The organism is Candidatus Binataceae bacterium (genome assembly GCA_035294265.1).
GTDB lineage: Bacteria > Desulfobacterota > Binatia > Binatales > Binataceae > DATGLK01.
On sequence record DATGLK010000068.1, the window covers coordinates 44,558 to 55,058 of the forward strand.

A 10,501-nucleotide genomic window follows, 5' to 3' on the forward strand; every position below is an offset into this window, starting at 1 on the left:
TGCGCTGGTTCATCCGGAACATGGAGACCGAAAGCGCGCCAGTCAGCAGCCGATTTGACGGTGCCGCCGGACGCGCCGTCCACGGTCAGAGCCAGGCCGCGGCTGTCGGGAACCGGAGTTTCGAGCGGCTTGCCGGGCGCCGGCAGCGTTACGACCACCGAAACTCCTGGCGTGGATGGCGCCGGCATCCCCGCGGCTTCGTTTTTTCTCGCATCAGAGCGATCACTTTGTAGCCGGTGGTCCCGTCGATTCCCAGCGTTGCGCCTTTCGTGGTGAGGACGTACCCCGGGGCGATGTCGGTGCCGTTAGCTGCGTCGGTGACGTGCAGAAATGCATTTGCGGCAGGGCTATGGAAGGGGTTGCCCGGCGTGGCGCCAGGGCGGTCGAAACCGACGCCCAGATAATATAACGGCGGATTGAGCGTGCACTTGCTGGGATCGGTGATCGTCAGCGTGGGTGCAATCCGTCACAGGACCGAGTACCACCGCGCCCGGTGATTGGCAGACCGAGCAGGGGTGCTGCAGCTTTCCTCAGTTGTCAGGCACGCCGTTTTGCGGCGACACCTTTCTGGGACGCCGGAAATCGGCGAAATGGAAATCGATGCGCCCATGTCGCAATGGCCCCAGGGTTCCAACGATCCCACGAGCAATCCCGTAAATCAGATTCCGACCGGCACCGCCATAAACGTGTTCATCGGCAACTCCAGCAACCCGGCGATAAGTTACAGTTTCAGCGCGATCGAGACTCCGACTGCGGCGCCGACCCCGAGTGGGCCCACGCCGGAATATGTCCACTGGAACGACACCGGCGCGGGCGGCCACGTTTCCGCCAACGTCGGGCGGATGCCGCTGAACTGCTACAACTACTTCTACCAGGGGCAATGCGGAGAGGTGGGTTTCGAGAAAATTGCGAATCCGCCCTCCGCTTGTGCCAATGCCAACTGAGTGAGCGCTAACAGCGGAGATGCGATTGGGCGTGTATGCGGCGCAATTCACCTTTCCTGAAAGACCCAGCGGTGCCGAGCGTCTGCGCATCGGTCTCCCATCCGAAACTGTTCGGCGGTACGTAGATCAGCACCTTCGGCGTCGCGTCATTTGCCGGCAACGTGGCCGCGTCGAACAGCATGATGTAGGCGTTGCCGGTGGTGAGCCACGCGTGATGCCGTTTCACTACCCTGCGCCAAAAATGGTTCGACGCAGGACAAAAAGCGGACAATTTAGGGGGTTTAACGGGAAAAGCCTTGGCGTCCCCGACGGGATTCGAACCCGTGTTACCGACGTGAAAGGCCGGTGTCCTAGGCCGAGCTAGACGACGGGGACGCAAGGTGGGCGACGCGACACGGCGCAGCCGCGTCGGCGCAAACGTATCAGACCATCGCAACTTGGAGCAAGCTGGGTTTTGCCCACCTGCTGTCGGTGCAGTGCGACGCCGCCATCGCAACGGCTCATGGATGCGCTCAGCCAGCGCGCAAGCCGCCACGAATTCGCGACCGCTCGCGGGTCCCATGATGTGGTTGGCGCCCTTGAGTCGCCTTGGTTGTGAGATCAGCCTCCGCCCGCTATCTTTCTTAGCGATGTGGCAAGGACCGATTTTGATTGCCGGCGCGGGTGCGATCGGCTCGACGATCGGCACGCTGCTGCAACTCGCCGGCGACCAGGTCACCTTGCTCGGCCGCGCTGCCCATCTCCAGGCGATCGATCGCGACGGCCTTCGACTCGAGGGGCTCTTCGGTAGCCATCGCGCCCATGGTTTCGCTCTGGTCGACAACCTCGATGCCTTGGCCGGCCGGCGCTTCAGTCTGATAATCCTGGCGGTCAAAAGCTACGATACCGCGGCTTTCGCCTCGCATCTTGGCGCATTGTTGGCCGAAGATGGAATCGTGGTGGCGGCACAAAACGGCCTGGGCAATCTCGAGCAGCTTGCCCGTTATCTTGGAGCCGGGCGCCTGCTGGGCGCGCGCGTAATCTTTGGCGCCGAACTGGCGCCGGCGCGGGTCCGGGTCACGGTCTTCGCCGAACCGGTGGCGCTGGGCCCTTCGCCCGATTTGAGCGGCACGGCAAGCACGGCCCTGTATGCGAGCGCTCAGCGGTTGAGCGCGCATCTGACCCAGGCCGGTATCCCCAGCGAGGCCAGCACCGACATCCGACCCCTGTTGTGGACCAAGCTGTTCTACAATGCCGCGCTCAATCCGCTCGGCGCCCTCCTGCGCACCCATTACGGAGCGCTGGGCGCGGACCCAGCGCTGCGCCGAATCATGGATGGGGTTATCGAGGAGGCCTTTGCCGTTGCTCACCGGCTGGAAATCGCGTTGCCTTTCGCCAACGCCGACGCTTATCGCGAGGCCTTCTACGGCCGACTGGTCCCGATCACCTACGATCATCGCCCCTCGATGCTGGTCGATCTGGAACAGCGCGGACGCACCGAAATCGACGCCCTCAACGGACGCATCGTAGCCCTGGGCGATGAGTTGGGGCTGGCGGTGGAAATCAATCGCACCCTCACCGACTTGATTAAGGCCTGCGAACGGCTGCGCCAAAGCGCACGAGAGCATCGGCAATGAGTACAATTACGCTACGAGCAGCCAGCTTCGATGCGATCAAGGCGCAAGCCGAGCGCGAATACCCTAACGAATGCTGCGGCTTCGTGATCGGCAACGAACGGATCGAAGAAGTGCGGCCGATCCAAAACATTCAAGATCAAAAGCACGCCGAGGACCCTCAGGCCTTTCCGCGCGACGCGCGCACCGCCTACCTGATGGAGCCGCGCCAACACCTCGCGGTGTTGCGCGAAGTGGACGACCGCGGCTTGGACGTGCGCTTGGTCTACCATTCCCATCCTGATCACGACGCCTACTTCTCTCCCACTGACCGGCGCCAGGCCTGCTCCTTCACTCCCGACAGCCCCGACTATCCCGACACCGGCTATTTGGTAGTTTCGATCAAACAGGGGAGATTCGCCCGCGCCGCGCTCTATACCTGGGACGAGGCAACCAAGGATTTTGTCGAAAGCGAGCTGAGGATGCGCTAGCAAGGCACGATCGGGCGACCTGGCGAGGGCGATGATTGGGGTAAATTCACAGCGGCTCAAACATCTGTTGTTGGAGCTGGTACAGATCGATTCGCTCTCCCGCCACGAGGGCGAATGCGCCGAGCGTCTGCGAAAAGAATTGGAGCCGTTGGGGGCACAGTGCTGCTTCGATAGCGCGGGCACCAAGGTCGGCGGCGAGGTCGGCAACCTAATCGCCCATTTTCCCGGTACGCGGCCCGCCGCCGCCCCGCTGCTGCTGTGTTCCCACATGGACACAGTCAGCCCCGGCCAGGGCGTGCGGCCGATCGTGGAGGGCGACATCATTCGCAGCGACGGCCGCACAGTTTTGGGCGGCGATGACAAGTCGGGCTGCGCGATCATTTGCGAAGTCCTCCATCGGCTGCACGAAGCCCAGGTGCCTTATGGGCCCATCGATGCGGTCTTCACGATCTGCGAGGAGGTGGGCCTGCAAGGCGCCAAGCATCTGGATTTGAACCTGGTCGCAGCGCGCGAGGGGCTGGTGTTCGACAGCGACGCGCCCGGCTTTCTGTTCGTGCGCGGTCCCGCCAGCCAAACCTTGGAATTCGTGGTCCATGGCTTGGAGGCGCACGCCGGAATGGCCCCGGAGCGAGGTCTATCCGCCATCCAGGTCGCCGCCCAGGCGATTGCCGCGATGCGCCTGGGACGAATCGACGAGGAAACCACGGCCAACCTTGGAATTATCCACGGCGGCCGCGCGCTCAATATCATCCCCAATCGGGTGGTCGTGCGCGGCGAAGCGCGCTCGCGCGATCCGGCCAAGCTCAGCGCCCAGGTCCAGCATATGGTCGATTGTTTTCGCCAAGCCGTGGCGCACGCCCACCTGACTCTGGAGGGGCAACGCTTCGAGGCCCGCTTGAATCACCGCGCCGACAGCCAGTACCAGGCGATGAACGTGAGCGAGGACGCGCCGATCGTGCGCAAGGTGCTGGAGGCTGCACGGCGCGCCGGGCGGCTGGTCGAGCCCGGCGCGTGTGGCGGCGGTTGCGACGCCAATGTCCTCAATCAGCGCGGCTTGGTGGTGGCCAACCTCGGCACCGGCATGCGCGACATCCACACCGTGCGCGAATGGCTGGACGTCAAGGACATGATTGCCGCCGCCGAGGTCACCTTGGAGCTAGTGCAGGTTCAGGCCGAGAGCTGAGAGTAGGCTCGGCCCGTCCATTCACTTACCCACGCGCCGATCGCTCGCACCTGCAGGGCCCGGGTGACCGAGCCCCGCTCGCTAATCGGCGTGCTTGCGCAGAAAAGTGGGTATATCCAGCGAATCCTCATTCTCCAGTAACTGGTTGGGCTCCAGCTTCATCGGCGCAGTCCCAAAGCCAGCCTCCTCCGCCCGCCGCTTGAAAGTCGGGATATCCAGGCTGTCGTCAACCAGCAAGCCCAGCTTGCGCACCGGCTTGCTAGGAAACACCTTAACCGGCGAAGTGGGCGCCGGAGTGGTTAGCGTCTCGCTCCCATCGATCGGCGCGGTAGCCGCCGATTGCACCGGCGCGGTAATCGGAGCATGCGGCAGCGGAGTCGAAATCGGCGTACGCGTCAGCCCCGGCACACTGCCCAACGGTCCGGAGTGACGGCCGCTGGAAGCCTGATGGATAGCCGTGGCCATCGTCGGCTTGGGCGCATAGCGCGTCTCCAGGTCGCCGAAGCCGGTGGCAATGACGGTCACCCGGATTTCATCGCTGAGTGAGTCGTCGATCACCGCGCCAAAGATGATGTTGGCGTCCTCGTGCGCCTCTTCCTGGATCAGGCTGGCAGCCTCGTTCACCTCGTAAAGCGACAGATCGCTGCCGCCGGTCACGTTGATGAGCAAACCGCGCGCCCCCTTGATCGACAGGTCCTCCAGCAGCGGGCTGGAGATGGCGCGCTGGGCGGCCTCGACCGCGCGATTTTCGCCCGAGGCCGTCGCCGCTCCCATCATCGCCAAACCCATCTCAGCCATAATCGAGCGCACGTCGGCGAAGTCCAGATTGATTAGGCCGTGGACGGTTACCAGTTCGGAGATTCCGCGTACCGCCTGCAGCAGTACTTCGTCGGCGCGCTGAAAGGCTTCACGCAACGGGGTATTGCGACTGGCCACGGAGAGTAGGCGTTGGTTGGGAATGGTAATTAAGGTATCGACCGCGGCCTTGAGTTCACGCAACCCATCCTCGGCCTGGGTCATCCGCTTGCGCCCCTCGAACTGAAAGGGCTTGGTTACCACCCCCACCGTGAGCGCACCCGCTTCGCGCGCCAGGCGCGCGATCACCGGCGCCGAACCGGTACCAGTCCCGCCGCCCATGCCAGCGGTGACGAAAACCATTTCGGCCCCGGTCAAGGCCTCGCGCAAGCGTTCCTCGTCCTCCAGAGCGGCCTTGCGCCCGATTTCGGGATTACCGCCGGTGCCGCGCCCGCGGGTAAGCTGCTGACCCACCTGCATCCGCATCGGGGCCACGTTGTTCTGCAGGGCTTGAATGTCGGTGTTCACCGAGATGAACTCGACATTGCGCAGCCCGGCCTGAATCATGTGATTGACCGCATTACCACCACATCCCCCCGCGCCAATAACTTTGATGCGGGCGCCCGGGTCGGGCGTTTCCACCAACTCGATCATCGCTAATCCTCCTCAGCCGCTCCTCGTCGACGATGACGCCACGCGCAGGGCGCGCGCAGGCCCGCCAAAGTTAAAAAAAATCCCGCACCCAGCCACTGACTCGCGAGCGCAGCTTGCTCCAAGAGCGCAAGCGCGTGGCCGCGCTGGCAGAGTTGCTCCGCCCCGCTAGCAGCAAGCCGGCGGCGGTCGCATACATCGGTTTCATCAGCTCCTCGGGCATCCCTTTGAGATTGACCGGCAGGCCGCGGCGCACCGGAAGCTCGAACACCCGTTCGGCTAACTCCTGGGTCCCCTCCAGCAACGAGCTGCCACCCACCAGCACCAAACCCGAAGCGAGCGCCTCCGCCACCCCCGAGCGGATTAACTCGCGCTGCACCATCACGAAAATTTCTTCCATTCGGGGTTCGAGGATCTCTCCGAGCAGCCGGCGTGCCAGACTGCGCGGCTCGCGCCCGCCCACCCCAGGCACGCGCACCATTTCGTCGCTACCCACCACCTGATTGGTAGCCACGCCATAGCTGGTTTTAAGCTTCTCGGCGTCGGCCAGAGCGGTGCGCAGGCCGGCCGCCAAGTCACCGGTCAAATGATTGCCGCCCAGCGGCAGTACCGCAGTGTGCATCACTGCACCAGCGTGATACACGATGATGTCGGTAGTGCCGCCGCCGATATCCACCAGCGCCACCCCCAACTCGCGCTCCTCAGGAAAGAGCGCCGACTCAGCCGACGCCAGCGGCTCCAGCACCAGCTCGGAGACGCTGACGCCAGCGCGCTCGCAGCACTTGACCAGATTTTGCGCATACCCCTGGGCTGTGGTCACGATATGGATGCGCGCTTCCAGCCGTACGCCCGCCATCCCCACCGGATCTCGCACGCCGTCCTGATCGTCGACCGCGAATTGTTGCGGCAGCACGTGCAAGACCTGCCGATCCAGCGGGATGGCGACCGCGCGCGCGGCTTCGATCACGCGTTCGACGTCACGCGGGCCGACTTCGCCACCGCGCACCGCCACGATCCCGTGGCTGTTAAAACCCTTGATGTGCGAGCCCGCGATGCCCACCAAGGAAGCACCAATCTTCACGCCAGCGCTGCGCTCGGCCTCGTTGAGCGCAGCGCGCAAGGCTTCCACGGTGGCCTCGATATTGACCACCACCCCTTTGCGCAACCCGCTGCACGGCGCCACCCCGTAGCCCAGCAGAGCCAGGTCGGAGTCGTCGGAGGCTTCGGCCACCAGCGCGCACACCTTGCTGGTGCCGATATCGAAAGCGCTCAGAATGTTTCTCATCGCGAGGCCATCTCCCCATTGTTCGGCCGGCGGAAAGACGCCTGATTATGCAGAGCCTGCAAGGCAACCGGCAGCGGTTGGCGCAGGCGCAATACCGCCTGACCGCTGACTGTCAGGTCCATAGCCGCGACCAGATCCTGGCGGGCGCGCCAGCGGGTCAGAATGGCGGCCGCGCGGGTCAACTCCAGACTCCCTCGATCCACATCCACCGTAACCGCAGTATGGGTTTGTTCCAAAAACAGGGTCGCCGTGCCGTCGTTTTCCACTTTCATCTCGGATACCAACTCCGACCATAACGCTTCAGCGCGCACCAACAGGCTGGCGTATTCCAGCAACTGCGAAGCCCGTGCGTAATCCAGGCCGCTGCCGCTGAGCACCGGCAAATCCCCGGCCGCACGCGCTGAGATAGGGCCGCTGAGCGAACCATCACCCGCCAACAGATAAAGCCCGTCCGAGCGCTCCACGGTCGCGATCGCTCCGCCGCCGCCAGCAAACGGGGCCAATTGACGCGAGGCATGGCGCAAGCGGCGAACCAGCGCCAAGCCGCCGTGACGACCGGTCACGCCGATCCCGGCCACCACGCCCAGAGCGAAGAAGGCGCACAGCACGATGCCGCCCAACCGGCCGCTCCAATCCGCCGCGGGTCGGCTCTTTTGCCTGCCTGCCGCCACTCTGCTCATCAAGCCTCGCCCATCCCAAGCACCGAGGTCTGTTCCTGCCACTCGCCCACCATCCGCAGCTCGGGCTCCAGGCGAACTCCGGTCTGGTCTTCAACTCGCCGGCGCGCCAATTCGATCAGGGCGCGCACGTGGGCCGCACGCGCACCGCCCAAGTTAACGATAAAATTCGCATGCTGCTCGGAAAAGGCGGCCGCGCCGACCCGCTGTCCTTTAAGCCCGCATTGATCGAGCAGGCGCGCGGCAAAACCGCCAGGAGGATTTTTAAACACCGAGCCGGCATTGGGTAGTCCTTGCGGCTGATGGCGCGCGCGCCGCGCCTTGAGTTCCGCCACCCGCGCCCTGAGCGCGCCGGCGTCGCCGGGCTCCAGCTGGAAGTCCACCCGGGCGACGATAAAGCCCTCGGGCAGCGCACTATGTCGATAACCAAAGGCGATTTCCGCGGGCTGCAATCGGCAGCGCCGGCCCTCGCGATCGACCCCCTCAACCGCGGCCACCGTACGCGCCAGCTCGCCGCCGAAAGCGCCAGCATTCATGATTAAGGCGCCGCCTACGCTACCCGGGATGCCTTCGCCGAATTCCAATCCGGCTAGCCCGCGCGCCACCACCGTCGCCACTAGCATGCCGAAGGGCACCGCGGCTCCGGCGCGCACACGGCTGCCCTCCACCGCGATCTCGCCGAAGCCCGGTCCCAGGCGCAGCACCAGTCCGCGAATGCCGCGGTCGCTGATTAGCAAGTTGGTGCCCGCACCCAACACGAAGAGCGGGCTTTCGCAGCGACGCGCCGCGCTCACTGCCAGCGCCAATTCGTCTTCGTCGGCGACTTCCAGAAGCAGATCGGCCGGACCGCCGATGCGAAAGGAGGTCAGCTCTGCCAGCACGCACTCCCGGCGCAGTCGCGCGGCGAAGTGGCCGGCCAATTGCCGCTCAAGCGCGCTCATCGGCAGGGCTCTCCTGGCCCAGGTCGTGCAAAATCGTCTCGCCCAGCCGATAAATATCGCCCGCGCCCAGGGTCGCAATCAGGTCGCCGGGAGCGGAATCCGCTACCACCCGACGCGCCGGCCAGAGCTCCTCGCCTAGATATGCCACCTCCAACCCGCCCCGCGCCCGAATTGCCTGACTCAGCCGCAGCGCGGACACGTTGGCAATCGGTTCCTCGCCAGCCGGATAAACGTCCGTCAGGTAGAGCCGGTCGGCATCGTCGAAGGCGGTGATGAACTCGTCGAACAGATCGCGCAGACGGGTGAAGCGATGGGGTTGGAAAACCACCAGCATGCGTCTACCGAAGGCGCGTTTAGCCGCCGCCAAGGTGGCGCGCACCTCGGCCGGATGATGGGCGTAATCGTCCAGCACGATACGACCGGCCATCTCGCCTTTGACTTCGAACCGGCGCGCAATCCCCGAAAAGCTTGCCAACGCCGCCGCGGCCACCGCAAAACTTACCCCGAGCGCGCGCGTCACCGCGATCGCGGCCAGGGCGTTGAGCGCCACGTGATGGCCGGGTAGCGGTAGCGTGATGCTGCCCAAGGGCTGGCCGCGTTCGCTCACTTCGAAGGTGGTGGCCAGGCCCCGAATCGCAATTGCACTGGCCCGATAATCGGCATCGGCCGCTTCCCCGTAGGTCAGATACGGCTTGCGTACCATGGGCAGCAACTCGCGCACTTCGGCACTGTCGATACCGAGCACGGCGAAGCCGTAAAAGGGCACCCGGTTGACGAAATTCAGATAGGCCTCGCGCACGCGTTCCATGGTGCCGTAATGGTCCAGATGCTCAGGATCGATATTGGTGACGATGGCGATGGTGGGCAGCAGGAGCAAAAAGGAAGCGTCGCTCTCATCGGCCTCGGCAACCATGAAATCGCCTCGCCCCAGCCGCACGTTGGTGCCGCGCGCGCGCAGGTTGCCGCCGATTGCCACCGTCGGATCCAAACCCGCCTCTTCCAGGATTAAAGCCACCAGCGAAGTCGTGGTGGTCTTGCCATGAGTGCCCGCCACCGCGACACCAGCCCGGGCCAGGCGCAGCAATTCTCCCAACATCTCGGCTCGCGCGATGACCGGAATGCGCATCGCTCGCGCCCGTTGCACCTCGGGATTGTTCGCTTTGACCGCGGACGAGATGACCACCGCGTTAAGTTCGGGCGAGAGGTGACTGGGATCGTGGCCAATGGTTATCCTGGCGCCCAACCCGGCCAGCCGCGCCGTGGCGGCGCTGGCGCGCAAATCGCATCCACTCACCGCCAGATTAAGCCGCAGACACAACTCGGCGATTCCACTCATTCCGGCGCCGCCAATCCCAATGAAATGCAGCGGGCGGGAGCCCGCCCCCATCAGGCTCTGAGGGATGGCGCCGCCGCTCATCGCGCCTCCGCGATCTCAAGGCAGGTGCGTGCGATCGCCGCCGCCGCGTCCGGGCGCGCCATGCTCAGCGCACGCTGGGCCATCGTCACCAGCCGAGCTCGGTCGTTATTGAGCTCCAACAACTTGCGGCTGAGGTTTTCTCCCAGGTGATCATCGTCGGGCACGATGATCGCCGCCCCCACCCGTTCCAGGGTACGGGCGTTATGCTCCTGTTGGCGATCGCGATGGAAGGGATAGGGCACCAGGATGGAGGGGCGGCCAGCCAAGGCCAACTCGCTGACCGTCATCGCTCCGGCGCGCGCCACGACCAAGTCGGCGGCCGCCAGCGCAGCCGCCATATCGTCTATAAACGGGATTACCCGCGCGGCGATTCCCGCTTGTTGATAACCGCTACCCACCAACCCCTCGTCCACACTCCCGGTCTGATGTACAATGGTGAAATTTATAACAGTTTTGCGCAAAGAAGTGAAGGCAAACAAAGCCCCAATGTTCAGTCTATGCGCTCCGCTTGACCCCCCTAAAACA

At 64.4% G+C, this 10,501-nt stretch carries 11 protein-coding genes and 1 tRNA gene; 4 read left to right on the forward strand and 8 right to left on the reverse strand.

Annotated elements, in window-relative coordinates:
• Positions 1–590: 590 nt before the first annotated feature.
• Positions 591–944 carry a hypothetical protein gene (locus tag VKV28_11525; protein HLH77427.1) on the forward strand — a complete coding sequence of 118 codons (354 nt, stop codon included), beginning with the start codon at positions 591–593 and terminating at the stop codon, positions 942–944.
• 7 nt (positions 945–951) lie between these two features.
• On the opposite strand, the gene VKV28_11530 is transcribed toward VKV28_11525, so the two are convergent.
• Together VKV28_11530 and VKV28_11535 are read right to left on the reverse strand one after the other, a co-directional pair.
• Positions 952–1,170 carry a hypothetical protein gene (locus tag VKV28_11530; protein ID HLH77428.1) on the reverse strand — a complete coding sequence of 73 codons (219 nt, stop codon included), beginning with the start codon at positions 1,168–1,170 and terminating at the stop codon, positions 952–954.
• A gap of 71 nt (positions 1,171–1,241) precedes the next feature.
• A tRNA-Glu gene (locus tag VKV28_11535) sits at positions 1,242–1,319 on the reverse strand.
• Between the two features lie 254 nt (positions 1,320–1,573).
• Here VKV28_11535 and VKV28_11540 point away from each other — a divergent pair.
• The 3 genes from VKV28_11540 to VKV28_11550 are packed head-to-tail and all read left to right on the forward strand — an operon-like array spanning position 1,574 to position 4,210.
• Positions 1,574–2,560, forward strand: coding sequence for a 2-dehydropantoate 2-reductase (locus VKV28_11540; protein ID HLH77429.1), 987 nt, complete (start codon positions 1,574–1,576; stop codon positions 2,558–2,560).
• Entirely contained in the window at positions 2,557–3,027 is a 471-nt protein-coding gene (locus VKV28_11545) for a M67 family metallopeptidase (protein HLH77430.1), read from the forward strand. Before VKV28_11540 ends, VKV28_11545 begins: the two co-directional genes overlap by 4 nt.
• Positions 3,028–3,058: 31 nt before the next feature.
• The gene (locus tag VKV28_11550; protein ID HLH77431.1) at positions 3,059–4,210 is read left to right on the forward strand and encodes a M20/M25/M40 family metallo-hydrolase; all 1,152 of its coding nucleotides are present in this window, start codon (positions 3,059–3,061) and stop codon (positions 4,208–4,210) included.
• An 81-nt stretch (positions 4,211–4,291) separates the two neighbouring features.
• On the opposite strand, the gene ftsZ is transcribed toward VKV28_11550, so the two are convergent.
• From ftsZ to VKV28_11580, 6 genes are all read right to left on the reverse strand, one after another.
• Complete coding sequence (ftsZ, locus tag VKV28_11555; GenBank protein ID HLH77432.1) at positions 4,292–5,659, reverse strand: cell division protein FtsZ; 1,368 nt, start codon at positions 5,657–5,659, stop codon at positions 4,292–4,294.
• Positions 5,660–5,729: 70 nt separating this feature from the next.
• Complete coding sequence (gene ftsA, locus VKV28_11560) at positions 5,730–6,941, reverse strand: cell division protein FtsA (GenBank protein ID HLH77433.1); 1,212 nt, start codon at positions 6,939–6,941, stop codon at positions 5,730–5,732.
• The gene (locus VKV28_11565) at positions 6,938–7,621 is read right to left on the reverse strand and encodes a hypothetical protein (protein ID HLH77434.1); all 684 of its coding nucleotides are present in this window, start codon (positions 7,619–7,621) and stop codon (positions 6,938–6,940) included. The genes ftsA and VKV28_11565 overlap by 4 nt, the downstream gene beginning before the upstream one ends.
• Positions 7,621–8,559 (reverse strand): UDP-N-acetylmuramate dehydrogenase, encoded by a 939-nt coding sequence (gene murB / locus VKV28_11570; protein ID HLH77435.1) that lies wholly within the window; start codon positions 8,557–8,559, stop codon positions 7,621–7,623. The genes VKV28_11565 and murB overlap by 1 nt, the downstream gene beginning before the upstream one ends.
• The gene (gene murC / locus VKV28_11575; GenBank protein HLH77436.1) at positions 8,546–9,976 is read right to left on the reverse strand and encodes a UDP-N-acetylmuramate--L-alanine ligase; all 1,431 of its coding nucleotides are present in this window, start codon (positions 9,974–9,976) and stop codon (positions 8,546–8,548) included. The genes murB and murC overlap by 14 nt, the downstream gene beginning before the upstream one ends.
• A partial coding sequence (locus tag VKV28_11580; protein HLH77437.1) for a glycosyltransferase occupies positions 9,973–10,501 on the reverse strand: 529 nt, incomplete at its 5' end. The genes murC and VKV28_11580, both read right to left, overlap by 4 nt.